Below are 20,198 nucleotides of genomic sequence, written 5' to 3'. Positions count from 1 at the left end.
AGATAAAGTCAAGCAACTAAGTAAAGATTGAAACGAAAAACGGTTGGTAAGAAAGCTTCAAAGGAGCGAGTAATCCAATCGGAACCAATAATTTAAAAGAAAATTAGTAATGAGCTGATTAAATATTTGCCGAATCCTGCTTTTTTCGAGTCTTATCAATTTGTATATTTATCGATGAAAAAAATAGTTCTCATCGTATTTTCTTTGTTATTGTTTAGTCAGACTTATGCGCAAAAGGCCAAAGTAACATCCATAATAAATTTTACAGGCAATATTGGCGGTTATCCGATAGAGATGAAGCTTAATCTAAACAATTATAACGATAGCATTTCTGGTGAATACTATTATATTAAAAGCGGACGCGATAATCGTATTTATTTAGAAGGAACATTAAAAGATGGCGAATTACGCCTTACCGAACGTACACACAATGCTAAAAAGGGCAGATTAGATAATACAGGATATTTCAGAATGGCTTATGTTGCGCAAACTTCATTAGCCGGTACCTGGGGCACAAAAACACCAAATGCAGAAAACGCATTGACTGTAAAACTAAAGTGCCGGGAAAATTTAACGGCTTTCAATCCGTTAGGCTTTGAGTTTATTATGGTTAAAAACAAAGCCAATTATGAGAATATAACAGAAAGTGCTTCGAAATATGATAACCTGCTTTCTGTACGCATCAATGTAAATAAAAGTGCTCGTTGGTCGCTTGGCGAATTCGATAAATATGATTTGGTTAAGGATGAAATAGAATTGGAAGATGTTAATTTTGATGGTTTCCTGGATATCAAAATACCCATTTACTATCCAGACAGGGCTAAAAACGATTACAACTTCATTTATTTCCTCCACGATATAAAATCTAGAGGCTTCCTTAAAAACAAAACCTTAAACGAATTGGGCGTTTTATTCTTTAATCCAATTAAAAAGGAGGTTTATAAATATGATGCCGATGGTAGCGGAAACGAGGGAACAACTTATTATAAATGGCAAAATGGAAGGCTCCTCCGCACTAAAGAAGAAAAGGTTTACGAAAACGATGAATATACGCATTACGATGAATATAAAATTGAAAATGGACAATCGGTAAAAGTTAAGAGCTATAAAAAGAAAAGCTAATTTGAAACCTAGAAAACTTTTAAGTCAACGCCATCCCATACTCTATTTCTTAGCCGTTTGGACAAGACGATTAAAACGTATAACGGAGTGGTACACGGATGGCAAAAAATATGCAAAAACCCGTTCTATAAATAAACTATCCAACAGGATAAAAAAACATCAATCCGTCTTATTGAAAAAGCTGGGCGATAATAATGCACAACTTCAAATCAACAAGGTTACCAATTTAAAAATCGCAGTTAAAAACATTGATGGCATTTTGATTAAACCAGGCGAAACTTTTTCCTTTTGCAAACTGGTTGGTTTGCCCACTAAAAATAAAGGTTATTTACCCGGAATGGAATTGTCATTTGGCGAAGCCAGGGCAGGTATTGGCGGTGGAATTTGTCAGATTTCTAATCTGATACATTGGTTGGTAATTCATAGTCCGCTAACAGTTACAGAACGTTATCACCATTCTTTCGATCCATTTCCAGATGATGGTCGGGTTTTGCCATTCGGAAGCGGGGCAACAGTTTTTTATAATTATCGGGATTATCAGTTTACCAACCATACCGAACAGACTTTTCAGGTTAATTTGTGGTTTACAGAAAAATGTTTGGAAGGTGAATTGCGCATCAATGAAGAACTTGATTACACTTATCATGTAATAGAAAAAGATCATCAGTTTCTGAAAATAGACCATCAGTTTTATCGAAAAAATGAAATATGGCGGGAGAAAATCCTCAAGTTCGAAGGTGGAAGGGTAATAGAAACTGAATTGCTAACCAGAAACTTTGCAAGAGTAACCTATGAACCGGAAAATTATATTGAAGGATAGTTGTACTTCACAGATGGTGATAACGCTGCCGGGACGTGTTATTGTTTGGTTACTTTGACCGCTAACGAGGATGGAGAAAAAATGAAGACCACTATTGTGGCTGTTACCGGGATGATTACATACGGGAGAAAAACCGATGGCAATTTCGATGAGAATTTTGAAAACAGGTAATTAATTTAAACATAGGGCGCTTATAAAATGTCCCTATGTTTTTGTCTTCAGATTATCTTAAAGCGTTCTCGATTCTACAATAAGAAAATGGGCAATACGTTCTTTAATGTGCCATTTTTCATTTTGAAAAATATATTGGTCATCATATTTCACACTGTAATCCGTTAAAATATCTTTGCCTTCAATTTCTCTGATCATTTTTATCTGACTGTAAGATACACCGGAAGCAGTTTCGCCATCAATTTTCACCGTGTGTTGTCCGTTTAAGGTAAAATACGTTTTTACTTTTGACGCATGATCATTGAATTCTTTTTCCATCGTCTCTCGTCCCGAAATATTGCTCACTAAATTTCCGCCCATATAAACCTTATATGTCACATCGGGAGTGAATAAATCCATAACGTCGGATATTTTCCATTCGTCACTTAGGTAAGCGTAATCATCAATCAGGTTTCTTAATTCTTTTTTTGTTTTTAAAATTTCGAGTGTCATAATGTTGCCTTTTAATTAATTTAAAAAATTACTTTCTGTAATTATTGTTGGACAAAATTATATTATATTTGCTTACCTTTTATTAGTCGTTACCTAAAGGTTATCTACTAACATAAAACGCAATTATGATAGAATCAAAAGAAAATCAGTTAGATAATAAGGCATTTACCGAAGATTGTCATAAGGTTTTGATGGCAGTTTCTGATGCATTATATGCTATTGGAGGAAAATGGAAACTAATGATTATCATCGCAATGGCAAGAGGAAATAAGCGGTTTACAGAAATCCAACGTCAAGTTAGCGGAATTTCTGCAAGAGTACTTTCTAGCGAATTGAAGGAGCTGGAAATGAATGGTTTTATCATCAAAAAAGTAGAAAGCGGTTATCCTGTTAGCATTGAATACGAACTATTACCGTACAGCGATACTTTAGAAGAAGTTGTGGGAGCAATGACGAAATGGGGAATGCAGCATCGTGAAAAAGTGAAAGCTGAGATGGGTTCAGAAAAATTAAAAAATCAATAATTAAGCAATGAAAACCTTCTTGATTTTTATCAAGAAGGTTTCTATCCTTTAAATCAAATCTGTTTTCAAATATTCAATCTTATCATCTTTAAAAGTAAAATCAAAACTTCCTCCGATTTTACATGACTCTTAATTGTTTGCCTTAAGTTATTTTCCATGTTTATTGTTTGAATAATAATTTGCGTTGGATATTTAGTTAACTATTCAGAAATGGATAATCAGTGTAGCCTTGTTCTCCCCCACCAAACATGGTTGCCTTGTCCGGTTCGTTAAGTGTTGCACCTTTTTCAAAGCGTTCTGGCAAATCGGGATTTGCTAAAAACAGTGTACCAAAGGAGACTAGCCCCGCTATACCTTTTTCAAGTTCTGCTTCGGCAGAAGCTTTATCATAGCCTGCATTGGCAATAACCGTTTGCTGGATCATGCTGCCGAACAATGCGATTTCATCATCCGCAGGATAGTGAGCAGGCGAAGGGAAGTACGGGCTGCGCTTCATTAATTCTACATAGGTAAAATCCAATTTGTTCAGCTCTTCAACCAGGTAGGTGTAGGTATCAACAGGGTTATCCACCACCATATCGCCATACGGATGAAATGGTGAAATTTTAATCCCTACTTTATCCCCGCCAACTGTGCTGATCAGTTCTTGCATTACCTCCAGTACAAAACGCACTTTGTTGGGAACGCTGCCACCATATTCATCTGTTCTTTGGTTCGCACTTTCTGCCAGGAACTGACTCGGTAAATAACCATTTGCAGCATGAAGTTCTACCCCATCAAAACCCGCTTCAATGGCATTTTTGGCAGCCTGTCCATAGTCTTTTACAGTTTGCTGTATTTCGGCAATTGTAATCTCACGGGGAGTTTCGTAATCCTTTAAGCCCTGGGAAGTGAAATGCTGCATGCCTCGTATAGCTATAGGTGAAGGCGCAAGAGGCAATTTATCATTCCGGTCAATGGAATGCCCTGCACGGCCTGTGTGCCAGAGCTGGGCGATAATGACACCTCCGTTATCGTGTACCGATTTGGTAACTTTTTTCCATGCCTCGATTTGCTCGGCCGTGTAAATGCCAGGCGTAAGTGGGCTACCGGTTGCTTCCTCACTTATTCTGATGGCTTCGGTAAAGATCAGACCGGCACTCACTCTTTGCGTATAGTATTGAACGGTTAAATCGCCAACGATTCCGTTAATGTCTGCACGGCTTCTTGTCATGGCAGACATGGCCATTTTGTTCTTCAATGCCAGATTTCCTAACTGTATTTTTGCTAATAATTTCATGATATTTATAATTTTTTGCTCCGTTTTGTATGATATAAAGATGCCTCTATAACAGATGAGAAACTTGTATCAAACCACTGTTTTTTTTAAGATTAGGATGAATTAATTCTACCTGGCTGGATAATGTTTAAACAGCCAATGGATTTTATCCTTATTGGTTATTGTAGAGGGGCAGGTAAACCTCAGTTACAAAATCTTCTGCTGTTGTAGGTGTAGTAGTTGAATCATCTCTTTTTTGATAATTCATCATGCCGGATTTGATGGCAACCGCCATACCTAACAGATTATCTACAAAGTCTTCTGCAAAACCATTGCCTAAGAACACTTGTTTTGCCTGCGCTACGGGAATTTGTACATAAGGTAATTCAGGGTTGCCGATCGCTTTGCCAATGATATTGGTGAATTCTCTGTAGGTATAATCCCTGGGACCCATTACCGCATGGACACTTTTACCCGTAAAATCAAGATTTGATAAATGTGCTGCTGCAACTTTAGCTACATCCTGCGTAGCAACCATTGGTATAGCATGATCACCGTCTGCTGCTGTTCCGTTGAGTCCCTTGTTTTTAACGAGCCCGATAATTCTTAAGAAGTTTTCCATGAAGTAAGCCGAACGGATATGTAACACATTTACATCCTTTAGTTGATTTAACCTTACTTCCTGTTCACCGGTGCCACCCATCATGCCATTGCCTTCGTGCATATGAGAGCCAACACTGCTCATATTTACAATGTATTTAATGCCCGACTTTTCAATGGCTTCGATTAAGGTGCTTGTTACCTCCCGTTGATAAGCCCTGGTGTTTTCTGCTTTTACGTTATCAGGTAATAAAATAAAGGCGCTATCGGCAGTTGCAAAGGCATTTATCAGCGTTTCCATATCGGTGATATCTCCTGCGATGATCTCTGCACCCATGCTGCGGTATTTTTCTAACTTTTCGGTGTGTCTCGCTATTAACGTCACCTGATGCCCGTCATTGATAAGATTTTCAGAAATTTTGCTGCCAATAGTTCCAGTGGCTCCGAGTACTACTATTTTCTTTTTCATTTTGTTATTTTTAAATTGTTGTCAATTAATTACTATACAAAGATGTTCTGATTTTAAAAGTGAAACTTGTATCAGATCACTGTTCTCATAGTGGTTGCAGCTGATATCAGTGGAGATTACCGCTGTACATTCCGCCGTCAAAATGAACGGCGTTTGTTTGGGTAATGAACAGCACAATATCAGTTGTTTCAGTTGCCCGGAAGGTTGGATTTTCCATTTCAACCAGCACACTTTCCCCGGTAACAAGCGCCATAGTTTCATTGACGCTTATTTTTCCGTTAAATACATAAAACAGGAAGACCGCATTTTCTGATGGCGCTTCGGGTAGGGTGATTTCTGCGTCCTTTTCTAATCGCAGATCCATCAACCAGGTATTGCTTCTTATTTGCAGCGGGTAATCGTCGCCTTTTCCCGCCATTTTTCGCCAATGGTTGTCACTGTAAGTTTCAGGCAATTGATAAAACTGAACTTGTGGAACCAAACCAGCTGTTTCCGGCCTGATGAATATCTGTAGTCCTTCTAAAACACCACCTTCTTCTAACACTTTTTCTTCGTGATAAAAGTTTACCCCTGCATTCATCACCATCAGTCTCCGGTTTGAGATGGTGTCTGTATGCTTTTCAGAGTCCAGATGTTTGACTTTGCCGCTTCTTAAGTAGGTAATGATCTCATCATTCCTGTGCGGATGCATTGGGATCAGCGTTCCTGGTGTGATCCGGGCGTGGTCTATTCTTCCGATTGTGGAAAAACCAGTATCGTCCAATTCAGGTCGGATGAGTCCTGGATATAAAATTTGTATTCCAAAGCCGCCATGCTGTTTACCATATTTTATGGTATTTTCTATTTTCGTTAACATGATTTTCGATTATATAAATGATTAGGAGTAGCAAAGAATGTTAAGCAACACTTTTCGGAAATTTTAATTAATTTCTACGACAACTTTTCCGATGTATCCGCCCTGCTCAGCATAGTCGTATGCTTCCTTGTATTGGGCAAATGGAAATACTTTGTTGACTTCAATCTGTAAGCCATTCTTTACCGCACTTAGCAAAACGTCTGTGTATTTGGTAGACGGACTTGACAGTACTATGATGTGCTTTTTAGACGTAAATAAATTGCTAAAAAACGAGATGGGAATTTCGATTGGCTTCGGTGTCGGGTTTAGAAACCTGGCTTTGGGCTTCATTACTTGCTTGGCTGTTTTATAACCCATTTTGCCTGATAAATCAATAACGATGTCATAAGTGGCTTTTTGAGAAAGCACATCTTCTTTTGTATAATCTATCACGGAATTTGCGCCCCATTTTTTTGCAAATTCTGCTCCCTTTGTGCTGGCAACTGCTGTTACCTGAGCACCCCGTTGTTTTAATAATTGAAGTAAAAACATACCGAAACCTCCGGTAGCGCCATTTACCAAAATGTTAGTTTGCGAACCGATGTTACCCATTTTCTCTAATGCCGTAACGGCTGCAGTTCCAACTACAGGAATTGAGGCAGCTTGGGCAAAGCTGATGTTAGCAGGCTTTTTCCAGACCAAGGAAGAGGTTATGGCAACATATTCGGCTGATGCACCTTCCTTCATCATGTTTTTTACTACTCCAAAAACTTCATCTCCTTTTTTTATGCCGATTACAGAAGTCCCGATTTCTTCAATAATACCCGCAAAGTCTGCACCTGTCAACTTTGGGAATTTTGAGCCAGACATTAGGGTCATTTCTCCTTTCCTTATTTTCCAATCCATGGGATTAATAGAAAATGCTTTTACTCTGACCAGTACCTGATCTGCTTTAATGGTAGGTTTTGTTTGTTCAACAGTTTGTAAAACAGCTGTGGTTCCGAATTCTTGATATGCTATTGCTTTCATGATATTAATTTTTAATTGTTTAAATTGATATCACAAAGTTGCGAACAAGCTCACCAGCAAACTTGTATCAAATCACTATTATGCCTTGGGACTTGATTTTTAATGAAAGCCCGATATTTGGCATTTTAAGATAGGACATGCTATAAATGATAAAGGCACCTACAATTGAGGTGCCTTTAGTAATCTAACGGTTTGTTTAACTAAAAACAAATTAGATAAACAAGATTAATAAATCTGGATCAGATCGCTATTGTGTTTTAAGGCCTTAGGAGGCATTCCAAACATTTCGTACATATATTTATTAAATTGTGGAAGGTCATAAAAACCGGTGTCGTAGGCAATATCAGTAAGGCTTCTGTCTTTGTCCGAAAGTGTGAGATAAATAGCCTGGCGCAACCTGGTCCATAATAAATATTTAGATAAGCTGCTTCCGGTTTGTTCCTTAAAAAGGGACGCTAAACGAGATGGAGAAAGAAAAACAATGTCGGCAAATGTTTGTGGTGTGATATCTGACTGGAAGTAATTAGCTTTAATGTATTCAACTATTTTGGTAACTCTTTCATCATATTCAATTGACGGTAAATTATGCAGTAAGGCATCAACTATTTTGATAATATCTAAACTGTCACGGGGTGTCTGAAAGAAGGAATTTGTTTCCGGTGGTGTATCGAAAACAATATACTCTTGATCTTCTTTAAATCTGCTTGCCAGTTCCAAACCAATAGTGGAATAGGGTTCTATGTTTAAAACATTCAACGTTCCATTTTCAGCCACGCAAAAATGTGTAACATGAGGTTTTATTAAAAAACCATGGATGCCCTCGTGAAGTACTCCGCTGATGGTTGAATTAAATGGAGTGTCGTTCGACAGTACGATCTGATAAGCCGAATGGTGATGAATTTCTACTGTGAGGTTGCGAGCCTTAAGTGCAAGAATGAACGGGTTATTGATCGGTTTTTTCATATAACATAAATTTTAGCGATGTCAATTGTTGGAAATTTACAAAATTACTGCTCATTATTTCACTATTCAGACTTTACATCATTGTGTGATATCAGCCGACTTAACTTGAGGATAATATAACGTGGCTAACAGTCTAAGAATGGAACTTGAGTTTGTCAATGGCTTTATCAACTTTTCTATTCTCCCCATAGATAATAATTCCTGCCAAATCCAATTCAGAGTCTATGTGTTGGGCGATCTCTGTTAAATTTCCTTCCTCGTTTTTTGTTGCGAAAAGTCCTTTTGTATAAACACCAATATGCAACTCCCTATCCGTTGCCCTGTTGAACGCCCTTTTTATCTGCTCGTCTGTATCGGCTGCGTAAATCAACACCGGATGCTTAAGAAAGGGTAAGTATTGCGTACCAGATGCACTAACAAGTGGCGCACCATGTGTTTCGGGAAATGCTATTGCGACTGAACCTGCCAGGAAAGCGGTAACATTTAATTTTTGCCAGTGGGCCAGATCGTTTAATATCACAACGGCTATCTTATTTTCATACATCTTGATGATTTATTTTATTAACTATATTCTATTATTATCCCTCTTACTAATATCACAGTCCATTTGAATGTTGCACCTTTCATAAGGAGTGGAATGGCCTACAACTTTTTGAAATCCAAGTTTATGATAAAGATTAATCGCCGGCTTTAATATGGTGTTACTTTCCAGGTATATCTTTTTCCCGCCCAGTTTTCTGGCCCTGTCGAGCGCTGCCTGGCCAAGCAGCCAGCCGATATTCTTACCTTGAGCGAAAGGGGAAACGGCCATTTTAGCAAGTTCAAATTCATATTCGCCATCGTTCATTCTGATCAGTGCGCAAACTCCAACAGGTTGATCCTGATATAGGGCGACAAGAATATCCCCTCCTTTTTTCATGATGTAGCCTTCCGGATCATCCAATGACCTATAGTCTGCCTCCTCCATCTTAAAATATGAGGAGATCCATTCTTCATTCAGCGACCTGAATGCCGCTGCATATTGCGGTTCATAGTCCACAATTTGCACATCCCTACTTTCCCGGTGCTTTTTTTCTTCAGTCACTCTACGTAATAGAGATTTTTGTTCGAGCAGGAATTCCCACTCTTCTATGGCCTTCCAAAGGTCATGTGTTGCCTGAGAGTTGACCGCTTCAATAGCCTGCTCCAAATCGGTATATTGATCCTGGATTTTTTCTGCATAGCCAATTCCTCTTTCAGAAAGGCTCACCATGTTTCGCCTTCCGTCAGCGGCATCTTTTTTCTCGATAACAATCCCCGATTTAATCATTTCGCTTACAATTTTGCTCACAGAAGGATGAGAATGTCCAATTTCAGCAGCGATTCCTGTTATGGTCTTTTCTTCACCGTGAGACAGGGAATAGAACACCGGAAACCATTTTGGCTGCATTTCTATGCCGTATAGTTTATAAATGCCCGCAGCATTGTAAGTAATTTTTTCGGTAAGCATTCTTAGCCTGCTCCCTATGGCTTTTATGCCCACCTTATTAAAAAATTGATTATTCATTAATTACGTAATTGGTTACGCAAATATATAATCATTAATTTAAATCATACAATAGTTAAAATATTTTAACAAAAAATGTCATTAAAAGGGAAGATGCAATTTGCTTAGAAGTAATCTTTGACCGTTTAATTTCAGATTATCTTTAGAACTGGTTCAGATCAGGAATGAGCAGCAATAATTAGGCTGCCGGTCATCGGAAGTAACCGGTAGCATCTTTTACAGGTGGAACGAAAGCTGAAACCGTTAATATTCCGATTATTTATCACATGAGTATCTGGTCGATATTGATCCTGTTCATATCCTCCTAGTTGTCCAACACGGATGAACAGAAAAACTACCTTTTTTGCGATCATAGGAACGAAAAGGTTGACTTTCAGCTGAAAGCCCTATCTGAAGTTATCAATTGATAAAAAACAGCTGGAGATAGGCGGAATAATCGGTAACAGAATGTCCGATTAGTCTAAAGTATTTGCTGTTGTGTAGCAGTCATGATCAGTTCAGCAACATTTTTCACACCAAATTTCTGGATCAGGTTTTTACGGTGCGTATCAATGGTAAGCGGGCTCAGAAATAATTCCTGGCCGATCACCTGACTGGTTTTACCTGCTGCGATTAGGGCCAGTATTTCCTTTTCCCGGCGAGTAAGGCGCGGCATATCCTGTATGTGATTTTTAGAGGGCCGGCTGATAATTTCCATTACCTCTTTACTGTAGCAGATGTTGCCTTTCACGGCTTCTGAGATGCAATGCCGTAATTCATCAACCGAACTGTTTTTAAGCAAATAACCGCTCGCTCCGTTTTGAATCGTCTGCATAATAATACTCCTTTCGGTATGGTTGCTTAAGATGAGGACGACAGTTGCAATCGATATATCTTTTATTTGTTGACACAGCTCAATGCCATTAATATCGGGCAAAGTAATATCGAGGAGAATAAGGTCAACTTGATTGGTGCTGATGTAAGACAAAATAGCCGAGCCATTACAGAAACCGCCAACAAGTTGCAGGTTTTCCTCATTCTGAAGCAGAACCTTTAATCCTTCGATCACAATTGGATGATCGTCAACTATAGCGGTTAATAATTTAGCCATCGACGTTTGTATTAAGTTCTATATTAATGGTAGTTCCCTCGCTGATCACAGATTTTAGCTCGAACTTTCCTTTTAAAAACATGATCCTGTTTTTCAGGTTATCTAAGCCCATACCTTTCTTGTTTTCCAGTACGGCGGTGTCAAAACCGTGGCCGTCATCCTCAAAGGTGATAAAAAAGACATAGTTATTCTGGCTGCATTGCAGCATGAGGTTCTTTGCGCGGGCATGTTTAACTGCATTGGACATCAGTTCCTGTACGATCCGATATATGTTTAACTGTATGCTCAAAGGAATGTTTTTCTCGATATTTAAGGGCTGGAAGTCTATATGCAAACCGTCACGCATGTAAAATTCACAAAGATCTTTCAAAGCTATCTCCAGGCCAAACTTCAGCAACGTTTCGGGCAACAGGTTACGGGCGATACGTCTTAACTCGCTAACGGAACTATCCAGTTGGCCAATGATTCGATGCAGGTCTTTATCTTCTGCTATACCTGCATTCGTGTTCGACCAGCCTGACAAACCAATTTTCACGCCGGCCAGCATGCCGCCCAGGCCATCATGCAGGTCGCGGGCAACGCGTTCCCGTTCATGCTCTTCGCCATCCAGCATCGCCTGCGTCACTTTTAATTGCTGCTTTTGTTCCAGGTCACGGAGTTGTTGCCGGTAGTTGATCTCCTTTTGGGCAGACAGCTTTTTGTTATTTTTAGCATTAAGGACAGCCAATCCGAGCATAATGAGCAACGATAAACACCCAATACCCAGTAACCAGTTGTACAAATGCTCATTTTTTGCTTTTAACGCAGCCTGTTTGTTCTGCGCCTGTAAGGCAGCGATCTTTTGCTGGTTTTGTGCCGTTCGGTATTTAGTTTCCAGTTCGTTGATCTTAACTGTGCTTTGGCTTTTATTGATGCTATCTGTTAGGGTCTGATACTTGGTCAGCCAGGAATAAGCTTCTTTATAATCGTTCAGGTTTTTGCTGGTTTTAGCCAGTTCGGCATAGATAGCCGCCCTGTCATTAACGGTTGCCATGAGCGTTCCATCCTTAACAATATCCAGCAATATTACCCTGGCTTTGTTGTAAGCCTTTTGCCGAACATAAACCTCGTATTTTCTAAAAAAAAATTGCTGGTACAACTGCTTTTGATTGTACTTCTTAGCTAAAACAGTTCCCTTATCGGCACTTGCCAGAGCCTGATCAAATGCTTCAATGGTTGTATAGTATAAAGCTTCGTTATAATAATACAAAGGATAATTAACAGATTCGGGATATGGCATTAACAATAATTTTGCCTTTTGTAGTAGAGGCTTTCCTTGTTCGGGTTTTTCATCATAACAATAAATGCTTACGCCACTTAGGTACGCAAACAAGAGATTGGTCGAATGCGGGTCTTCGTTATGCAGCAGTTCGATTGCCTTTTGATTATATAAGGCTGCCTTAGCGAACTGGTAATTGTTCATCAGCAGCGTAGCGAGCTGGGTATAAAAATGCGCAAACATCACTTTATCGCCCGCTTTTTCAGCAAGGGGCAGTGCTTTTTCAAGAATGATATGAGTTACAAACTCGTATCCTTTACTATTCTTATTCATTAAAGCATAATTGAACCAGGCTGCTGCACGCCTGCCATACGCTTTTGGTGTATGAAACGCCGATAATGCCTCCTCCGCTTTTTTAAATGCTACAGCCGCTTTGACCGTGTTCCAGTTAAAATAGTACTGCCCTTCATAAAAATGCGAGAGGGCGCTGAAATACGGATATTTGGCGGCGAGCTTTTTACCTTGCAGTAAATAAATCTTGCTTTTTACCGTGTCCTTAAATTTCCAGTATTCTACCAACTGAAAACTGGCACTCGCTTTTGCACTGTCAGGGTTATTTGTGTGCAGAACCTTATCCAAGCTGTCCAGGTGCCGCTTTTCATTTAGCGGGATTTGTTGCTGCGCAAAAACACGCAAGGCCATGAGCAGGCAAATTGGGATCAGATATATTTTCTTCATTGAAACTAAAATACGTTTATCAGCAACAGGCGAAATAGTCCGGCAAGTAATTTCAAATATCCGCCTAAAAATTTAAAGTACCTAAAGTCTTGATACTTATCACATTAAAATACCTAAAAATCAGTAGAAAAAAAACCACCGATCAGGGGATTTTATATTCAATAACCAAGGGATAGTTTTGCTTTCTATATATCAATAATCAAAATAAACTATGAAAAAGATCATGATCATTTGTGCAGGCCTGATATTATTCAGCTTCACAACGACCCGGGCACAAGCTATTCTGGACAAAATTGACAGGGCAACCGACAAAGCAGATCGGGTTGGCCGTACAACAGACCGTACAAAAAGCACCGGTGACAAAATAATGGGATTATTCGGTAAAAAGAAAGATGGTAACACCTCAGCTGCTAAAACGACGGTGAAACTTATCGGCGTTGACTTTACAACGCTAAAAAATCTGAATGAGAAACTTCAAACTGTTAAAGGTATTGAAAGCACTAAAATGAAATTCAGTGCTTCAGGATCTTTGATCACGATATACCATGCAGGCTCTACTTCCGATATTCTCAAAGCCTTGCAAAAAGCGTCTCCTGATGTATTCGCTGAAAAAAATATCGACGGTATGGACGATGGCGAGATCTCTGTTAAACTTAAATAAATCTTCATCAATGCATGGTGGAACGGCTTGTACACCAAAAATCTGCTGAGGCAGGAGCAAATCAAGCTTCAGCAGATGTTTAATCAATCAATTTCAATTACGACGAAAAAGACAAAATCCAGCGTGCTTTATGGTTGCATGGCCATACTTGTTCTGGTGATGCTCGGGTTATCTGCCTGTAGTAAGAATGGCGGAGAAGCTACCGGAGACGACAAAAAATACCTTACCTGTAAGCTAAACGGTAAGTATTGTGAGTTTAATTACGGTGTGAATGCCAATGATAAACCTACTACCGATACCGTACATTTCGTGGTGATCGGCGGATGGGAAAAGCGAGATATGATCAAAGGATTCGGCATCGATCTGACACTTCCGGACGGAGCAAAGGAAAAGATATACACTGTTTCTGGAACCACGGCCCTATCGCTGCATGGTAAATATTATATACAGAACATGAAAGATGGAAAGATCGTGAGTACCTCTGGTTACAACGGTGGCACCAGTGAAGGTACAAATTTCACGGTAACTATTACCAGCTTATCTGACTTGGGCATAAAAGGGACATTTTGCGGTAAACTGAAATTGGTTGGTGGTGACGATTACGTTACCGAAGGGAAATTTTCAGCACCTTATAATTGATTTTTTTCATTAACCTTTAATCTCTTTCATTATGAAAAAATACTTTTTTATCATCGGACTGTTTATGATTTTTAGCAGTCTTTCTATATTTCAGGCGTCAGCGCAAAATATAGATTTTAACGAAGATTTCTCTAAGTACGAAATTGGCGCAACCCCAAGCAGTATTAAAACAAACGGCGCGGCGACAATTGCACGCCCTGCCGGTCAACAGGGTAAATGGTTATTACTTCAGGATAACATAACCTATAAACTTAACAGCTCTGTTTCTCTTCCTATGAGCTTTACTTTTGAGTTTGATATATTGGCCCAGGCAGAGCAAATTAAGGATATATCACCAATTTCTTTTGGTTTTGTGAAAGATAATGCTGCCCGTGAGTATATCAGCAATGGCGGGGCGTTTGTTCAGCTGCATTATTATGATGCGGACGCTGTTAATATTGGTAACTACGATGTAAGTAAGGAGGAAGCAAACACCAAGTTTGATCTTTCGGCAACAGCTAATCGTCCACTGCATGTCAAGCTTGTAGTGAGCGGCAATCAAATGGCGGTGTATCTGGATAACACCAAACTGGCAGACACTATGCTGTTTCAGCCCCAGGCAGCCAGATATTTTTATATCAGTGGTCCGTTTGAAACTAAACAAGATGCAAAAGTATACGTCAGCAATTTTAAAATTGCTGGTTCGTAATCAATTTCAATACAGCATGAAAGTAAGGCTTAAGCTTTAAACAGAAGATGACTAATCCTAAAGGAGGTGCTTCATTGCGCCAGTAATATCATCTCCCTTTCGTTAGTATCCCCGCTGAATTTAACCCTCTAAAATGATTTCCATCAGAAGATATAAAATATCATCAAGAATACTAGAAACGGGTAATTGCAAATGTTTTATCTATGGCTTCCCATTTTTGATCGCCTTTTCAAATGCCTGTATTAAGCTAAGAAAAATCAATTTTTTAACCATAATTCAATCTATCTGCTATCTAAAATGAAAAAGCAATTATTAATGATGTTCTTCTTTGTAGCAATTTGCGTTGCGGCGCAAGCTCAGTCTAAATCAAAACGTAAGATTTCCCCAAATACTAACAGGGTATTGAAAACCACGGCTAAAGCTTACAGCAAAGGCGATAATCTGCTGAATATAGGTGTTGGTATCGGTAGTCCGTTCTTTGGTTCTGGTTATTCGTCATCATTACCGGTAAATCCAGGTATCTCTTATGAAAAAGGGATTACCAACGAAATCAGTATAGGCGGGCAAGCAGCCTACGCCTCCTCTAAATACAATGTTGACTTACCAGGGGCAAACTACAGCTTTAAAGAAAATGCATTTTACATTGGTGCCCGCGGTTCATACCACTTTAATGAACTGCTTGAACTCGACCCTGAATTTGATGTTTATGGCGGCGCCAGCCTTGGCTATGTAGTTGCCAGTGTGAGCGATAACCAGGGCTTTAACGGCACTACAGGCAGCGGCATTGGTTTCGGCCTGTTTGCGGGTGGCAAGTATTATTTCTCAAATAATACCGGCCTGTTTGCAGAACTGGGTTATCAGAGCCTTGCGGTGCTCAATGTAGGTGTCACTTTTAAACTTTAACCTCCAAACTAAAAAACTTATGAAAACATTACACAAATTACCTTTGCTGCTACTCTTGCTTTCGCTGATGATAACGGCGTGCAAAAAAGAAAAAAAAGATGATAATACCCCTACCGGGCCACTGGGTATCAATTACCCGCAGGATAACGCGATCTACTTAATGATAAAGGAAACCGGTTGATGTTTAGCATAATCACGTTAGCCCTGTATATAATTCATTCTTAGCTATTTTACGGTAACCAGGTTAGGTATAAGCGCGTCATAAACTAAAATCAAAAAATAAAAAAGATCACATTAAAACGCTATGACGCCAAAAATGATGGTTGACTTTTTCAAAAGTAGTGTAACAAAAATATAAACATCTTCTAAAAAAATATGAAAACTTTTATCAAATGGATGAAACGGATAGGCTTATGTTTAATTACATTAGTAGTATTATTACTCATAGTTGGATTTGTTTTTGAATGGAAATCCCGAAATGATGCCGAAAAAATCAATCCAGACGGAAACTTTGTAGAAGTTGAAAATCATCGCCTTCATTATTATAAAAAAGGAAATGGAGGGCCAACTGTTGTATTTGAAACCGCTTTTGATCCGGCCGGACACCTGCAATGGTATAATATTCAACAAGAATTACCAACCTCTTATACAAGTGTTTCATACGATAGATCAGGAATTTTATGGAGTGATAGAGGTAAAAACCCAAAATCAGGTGAGGAAATTGCTAAAGAATTACATCTTTTACTGGAAAAGGCTAACGCCCCAAAACCGTACATTCTTGTAGGGCATTCATTCGGAGGAACACTTAACCGATTTTTTGTCAACAAATATCCTAAAGATGTTTCAGGTGTCATATTTGTTGATAGTCAATGCCCCGATGATGAAAAATATTTATCGCCTGAACTATTCAAAATGGCAAATCAGGGGTTACCAGGTGGTCTTTTAAAATTCGCTAATACTTTTGGACTCGCTAGATTAATGTTCAAAAGTATGTTTCCAAATGGTAAACAATACGAATATCAAAATTCAATAATGCCCGCTTTACTTTACAAAAGTGCTGATGCTGTGTTGGAAGAGCAAGATCATATGAGTTCCATCAAAAACAAGCATCAAAAATAAAATCTTTTGGCTCTATTCCTCTTTATATATTAACGGCAGCGGATGAAAAACGCTATGATTCTTTAATCAAAGACGAAAAATTAAAAAAGGAAATGATAACTGCCTGGAATAAAATGCAAAATGATTTTTTACGTCTTTCAACTGACAGCAAACAAATCTTTGTATCAAACAGTGGTCATTATATCAACCAGGAACAGCCAAAAATTATTGAAAACGCAATCAACGATATGGTGAATAAAATATCAAACCCCCAATAATTACTACAGAAAACGGGGGGAGCGGGTTCAGTGCTTAAAGTCATTGTAAAGTTTTAGGCAACTTTAGGCCATTGCCCTGAAGATTACTTGAAAAATCAACAGTATAATTTAAGTTAAATAACTAGCGAGCTGCCCGGGTCACTTTGTCACACGAGAACCAAATCCTTCTGTTATATCTAACCTAAAGGAAGTCATGCGTCTTTTCCTTGACCGGTATTAAATAAACGGCAGCCAGATCTTTTTGTCCTTTCTTGAGCCCATCTTCAAATAAAGTTGTGACAGGTTGGAGGTTTGTGAGTGTCTAAAAATCCGGCAATTAACAAGATTTTTTTTCCATATCTCTTTTTATAAAAAATAATCAAAAGAAAAGATTTCAAAATACAGAAAGTATTGTTAGCGGAAGACTTATCACCTGATTGTTTTTTTATCATACTAGACTTAGGTGCTTAAACACTTTTATCTTTTTTATGTTCAGCGCCATTAAGCCCTGATAACGGTAATTATCTGCAAAATGCATAATAGACCATTTTACTGTAACCAGTTTAGTTTTCAGCGCGTCATAAGCCTAAAAGTCAAAAAATGATAAAAAAAGATCACATTAGAACGCTATTAATCCTTTCTCTAATTATTTGTAGCTCATTTAATAACCTCTTTGCGCAAAACCTGGAAACGAAGATTGACAGTGCGATAAAAACAGTGTTTAATGACCCTACCGGTCCCGGAGTCGTATTCATGGTCGCTAAAAAAGGAAAAATCATTTATCAAAAAGCTTTTGGTAAAGCTAATCTGGAATTGGATGCCAACCTGCACACCGACAATGTTTTTGAACTGGGTTCGATGACCAAGCAATTTACAGCTGTGGCGGTACTGATGTTGGAGGAACAGGGCAAATTAAATGTAAATGATCCCGTTTCCAAATACATTCCGGACTACCCGTCAGGAGACAAGATAACCATTCATCATTTGTTGACGCATACATCGGGAATCAAAGATTTCACAAAAATGAAATCGCTATCAGACATTTCTCAAAAGGATATGACACCAAAAATGATGGTCGACTATTTCAAAAATGAACCGCTTGACTTCGCTCCTGGTGAGAAGTTTGAATACGATAATTCCGGCTATGTGCTGTTGGGGTACATCATAGAATTAGTATCCGGAGAAACCTACGAAGACTTCATTACAGGGCACATTTTCAAAAAAGTTGGGATGGATCAATCTTTGTATGCGAGTGATAGAAAGGTGATCCGAAAAAGGGCTTATGGCTATCATAAAAAATCTTACGGTTATGTGAACAAGACCGTAATCAGTTTTAGTGTACCCTTCTCCTCAGGCTCACTAATGTCTACAATGGGCGATATGCTGAAATGGCAAAATGCGTTAAACCATAACGTGCTTCTTAATGGCGCGGAAACTAAAAAGGCGTTTAGCAAATATCAATTAAATGACGGGAAAGAATTTACCTATGGTTATGGCTGGCATATCAAAGATATAAATGGCACCCCAACAAGGGAACATGGCGGCAGCATCTTCGGATTTAAGACCATGGGTGTTTATATACCGGAAGAGGACATTTATGTGCTGGGTTTAAGTAACTGCGACTGTAATTCACCGACGAAAGTAACAGGAGACATAGCGGCGTTGACGTTGAAAATGTTCTCCAAATAAAAGACCGTAAATAATTGAAATGCGTGTAAACCCATAATAGGCATTAATAAAATTAGCTTTCACAAAGCTCCGATAAAGCCTTTGTCCGTAATAGCATGGGAAAGCTTTAACCAAGCAAATCGGCAAAATTTATATAATTTCTGTTCTACTCAGCGCACTTACTGGCTTTTATATTGCTTTTTATGCAACGGGAGGTATTGCTGCAGCTTTGGGTTTCATGAGCCTAAGCATAATATGGTTTTATACAACTTTGATGGGATATCTCAATATCATGAAAGGGAAATGGATTCAACATCAAAAGATGATGATTTATAGCTATGCCTCCTGCTTTGCCGCAGTTACCTTACGGCTTTGGCTACCCATTTTAAATATAGTAGTCGGCAATTTTGAAACTGCATATCTTATTGTAGCCTGGTGGTGCCGGATACCTAATTTAATTATAGCATATTTTATGAATAAAAAAACTGACTATGCAGGACCTTCAACAGAAACATACGCATAATTATTAACTCACTCCGTTGAAGAGTTTACCTGGCACACTGCTCGTAACTGGAAGCTGGTAAAGCGCTTCTCGGGATAATCCTTTCTTCCTTGAATATTTTAAGCATTTCCTTAGCTTTACAAAAGCAAAATGAATGTTTATTAGAGCTCTTAAACCGGTACGAACATTGGTTAAATTGCAGGTCGATCAATATTTTGATTGACCATCTTAAACTTTTTACTGCTAACTAATATACTATTACGATGAACGAGCTTGAAAGCCATATCCATCAGCATTTTGGAATTAGTCTGGATGACTGCCAACGGGTGAGCGGATTATTCAGACCCGAGACCCTGGAAAAGGGAAGCTACTTTTTACGAACAGGTAAGTTCTGCAACAAGCTTAGTTTTATTGAAAGCGGCATGATCAGGGTATACGTTAACTTGCCCGAAAAAGAAGTTACCCAATGGATAGGCACAGCCGGGTATTTTATCACGGATATTCAAGGTTTCATGTTTCGTAACCCCTCACGCTTCAATATACAGGCACTGACAGACACACGTTTATTTACAATAGACTACGAAGGATATCTTACAATGGGAAAATTAATACCCAAATGGCATGAATTTGAAAAACTGTTCATGAGTAAATGTTTCGTAATGTTAGAGAATCGCATTTTCGATCTAATCTCTATGCCAGCCGAAGAACGTTATCAGAAATTGTTCGATCAGAACCGTGAACTCTTTAACCAGGTACCCCTGCAATACCTGGCCTCCATGCTGGGCATGACACCAGAGACCTTCAGCCGGATTCGAAGAAAACTGCTTTCTTGATTTTTGTCAAGAGGAGACCTTCGGTTTAACGCCT

21 protein-coding genes are annotated in these 20,198 nt (G+C 38.8%); 11 read left to right on the top strand and 10 right to left on the bottom strand.

Going from position 1 to position 20,198, the window contains the following annotated elements; all coding sequences use genetic code 11:
- Nucleotides 1-174: 174 nt before the first annotated feature.
- Together GJU39_RS06785 and GJU39_RS06780 are read left to right on the top strand one after the other, a co-directional pair.
- Nucleotides 175-1,122: an XAC2610-related protein gene (locus GJU39_RS06785; RefSeq protein ID WP_154279946.1), complete on the top strand. Its 948-nt coding sequence runs from the start codon at nt 175-177 to the stop codon at nt 1,120-1,122.
- Nucleotide 1,123: 1 nt separating this feature from the next.
- The gene (locus GJU39_RS06780) at nt 1,124-1,942 is read left to right on the top strand and encodes a VanW family protein (RefSeq protein WP_154279945.1); all 819 of its coding nucleotides are present in this window, start codon (nt 1,124-1,126) and stop codon (nt 1,940-1,942) included.
- Between the two features lie 228 nt (nt 1,943-2,170).
- Here GJU39_RS06780 and GJU39_RS06775 read toward each other — a convergent pair whose 3' ends face one another.
- Nucleotides 2,171-2,605, bottom strand: a complete 435-nt coding sequence (locus tag GJU39_RS06775) for a nuclear transport factor 2 family protein (RefSeq protein ID WP_154279944.1) — start codon at nt 2,603-2,605, stop codon at nt 2,171-2,173.
- A gap of 125 nt (nt 2,606-2,730) precedes the next feature.
- Here GJU39_RS06775 and GJU39_RS06770 point away from each other — a divergent pair, with 125 nt between their 5' ends.
- Nucleotides 2,731-3,129, top strand: coding sequence for a winged helix-turn-helix transcriptional regulator (locus tag GJU39_RS06770; protein ID WP_154279943.1), 399 nt, complete (start codon nt 2,731-2,733; stop codon nt 3,127-3,129).
- Between the two features lie 196 nt (nt 3,130-3,325).
- Here GJU39_RS06770 and GJU39_RS06765 read toward each other — a convergent pair whose 3' ends face one another.
- The 9 genes from GJU39_RS06765 to GJU39_RS06725 all read right to left on the bottom strand — a co-directional run bounded on the left by GJU39_RS06765 (nt 3,326) and on the right by GJU39_RS06725 (nt 12,915).
- Nucleotides 3,326-4,408 (bottom strand): alkene reductase, encoded by a 1,083-nt coding sequence (locus GJU39_RS06765; protein ID WP_154279942.1) that lies wholly within the window; start codon nt 4,406-4,408, stop codon nt 3,326-3,328.
- Between the two features lie 151 nt (nt 4,409-4,559).
- Nucleotides 4,560-5,456, bottom strand: coding sequence for an SDR family NAD(P)-dependent oxidoreductase (locus GJU39_RS06760; RefSeq protein WP_154279941.1), 897 nt, complete (start codon nt 5,454-5,456; stop codon nt 4,560-4,562).
- Nucleotides 5,457-5,562: 106 nt separating this feature from the next.
- On the bottom strand, nt 5,563-6,312 hold the full coding sequence (locus tag GJU39_RS06755; RefSeq protein WP_154279939.1) for a pirin family protein: 750 nt from the start codon (nt 6,310-6,312) through the stop codon (nt 5,563-5,565).
- A gap of 63 nt (nt 6,313-6,375) precedes the next feature.
- Nucleotides 6,376-7,320, bottom strand: coding sequence for an NAD(P)-dependent alcohol dehydrogenase (locus tag GJU39_RS06750; RefSeq protein WP_154279938.1), 945 nt, complete (start codon nt 7,318-7,320; stop codon nt 6,376-6,378).
- A 225-nt stretch (nt 7,321-7,545) separates the two neighbouring features.
- A complete protein-coding gene (locus tag GJU39_RS06745) occupies nt 7,546-8,283 on the bottom strand; it encodes a helix-turn-helix domain-containing protein (protein ID WP_154279937.1) in 738 nt (245 codons plus the stop codon).
- A 133-nt stretch (nt 8,284-8,416) separates the two neighbouring features.
- Nucleotides 8,417-8,827, bottom strand: coding sequence for a DUF2000 domain-containing protein (locus GJU39_RS06740; protein ID WP_154279936.1), 411 nt, complete (start codon nt 8,825-8,827; stop codon nt 8,417-8,419).
- A 21-nt stretch (nt 8,828-8,848) separates the two neighbouring features.
- Nucleotides 8,849-9,829 (bottom strand): bifunctional helix-turn-helix transcriptional regulator/GNAT family N-acetyltransferase, encoded by a 981-nt coding sequence (locus GJU39_RS06735; protein ID WP_154279935.1) that lies wholly within the window; start codon nt 9,827-9,829, stop codon nt 8,849-8,851.
- A gap of 460 nt (nt 9,830-10,289) precedes the next feature.
- Nucleotides 10,290-10,919 (bottom strand): response regulator, encoded by a 630-nt coding sequence (locus tag GJU39_RS06730; protein ID WP_154279933.1) that lies wholly within the window; start codon nt 10,917-10,919, stop codon nt 10,290-10,292.
- The gene (locus tag GJU39_RS06725) at nt 10,912-12,915 is read right to left on the bottom strand and encodes a tetratricopeptide repeat-containing sensor histidine kinase (protein WP_154279931.1); all 2,004 of its coding nucleotides are present in this window, start codon (nt 12,913-12,915) and stop codon (nt 10,912-10,914) included. The genes GJU39_RS06730 and GJU39_RS06725 overlap by 8 nt, the downstream gene beginning before the upstream one ends.
- A gap of 211 nt (nt 12,916-13,126) precedes the next feature.
- Between GJU39_RS06725 and GJU39_RS06720 the strand changes: the two genes are divergently transcribed.
- The 8 genes from GJU39_RS06720 to GJU39_RS06685 all read left to right on the top strand — a co-directional run bounded on the left by GJU39_RS06720 (nt 13,127) and on the right by GJU39_RS06685 (nt 20,164).
- Entirely contained in the window at nt 13,127-13,576 is a 450-nt protein-coding gene (locus tag GJU39_RS06720) for a hypothetical protein (RefSeq protein ID WP_154279929.1), read from the top strand.
- 75 nt (nt 13,577-13,651) lie between these two features.
- Nucleotides 13,652-14,215, top strand: a complete 564-nt coding sequence (locus GJU39_RS06715) for a hypothetical protein (RefSeq protein WP_245227705.1) — start codon at nt 13,652-13,654, stop codon at nt 14,213-14,215.
- Nucleotides 14,216-14,246: 31 nt separating this feature from the next.
- On the top strand, nt 14,247-14,903 hold the full coding sequence (locus tag GJU39_RS06710; RefSeq protein ID WP_154279927.1) for a hypothetical protein: 657 nt from the start codon (nt 14,247-14,249) through the stop codon (nt 14,901-14,903).
- Between the two features lie 297 nt (nt 14,904-15,200).
- Nucleotides 15,201-15,806: an outer membrane beta-barrel protein gene (locus GJU39_RS06705; RefSeq protein ID WP_154279926.1), complete on the top strand. Its 606-nt coding sequence runs from the start codon at nt 15,201-15,203 to the stop codon at nt 15,804-15,806.
- Nucleotides 15,807-16,181: 375 nt separating this feature from the next.
- Nucleotides 16,182-16,925, top strand: a complete 744-nt coding sequence (locus GJU39_RS06700) for an alpha/beta fold hydrolase (protein ID WP_154279925.1) — start codon at nt 16,182-16,184, stop codon at nt 16,923-16,925.
- An 836-nt stretch (nt 16,926-17,761) separates the two neighbouring features.
- On the top strand, nt 17,762-18,850 hold the full coding sequence (locus GJU39_RS06695; RefSeq protein WP_154279924.1) for a serine hydrolase domain-containing protein: 1,089 nt from the start codon (nt 17,762-17,764) through the stop codon (nt 18,848-18,850).
- 118 nt (nt 18,851-18,968) lie between these two features.
- Nucleotides 18,969-19,352: a DUF2306 domain-containing protein gene (locus tag GJU39_RS06690; RefSeq protein WP_342448184.1), complete on the top strand. Its 384-nt coding sequence runs from the start codon at nt 18,969-18,971 to the stop codon at nt 19,350-19,352.
- A gap of 242 nt (nt 19,353-19,594) precedes the next feature.
- Nucleotides 19,595-20,164: a Crp/Fnr family transcriptional regulator gene (locus GJU39_RS06685; protein ID WP_154279923.1), complete on the top strand. Its 570-nt coding sequence runs from the start codon at nt 19,595-19,597 to the stop codon at nt 20,162-20,164.
- Nucleotides 20,165-20,198 lie beyond the last annotated feature (34 nt).

Origin of the sequence: Pedobacter petrophilus (assembly GCF_009674725.1) — a bacterium.
In the GTDB taxonomy this organism is placed as follows: domain Bacteria; phylum Bacteroidota; class Bacteroidia; order Sphingobacteriales; family Sphingobacteriaceae; genus Pedobacter; species Pedobacter petrophilus.
Note: the sequence above shows the minus strand (reverse complement) of the source record. Positions and strands in the feature narration are given on the sequence as shown.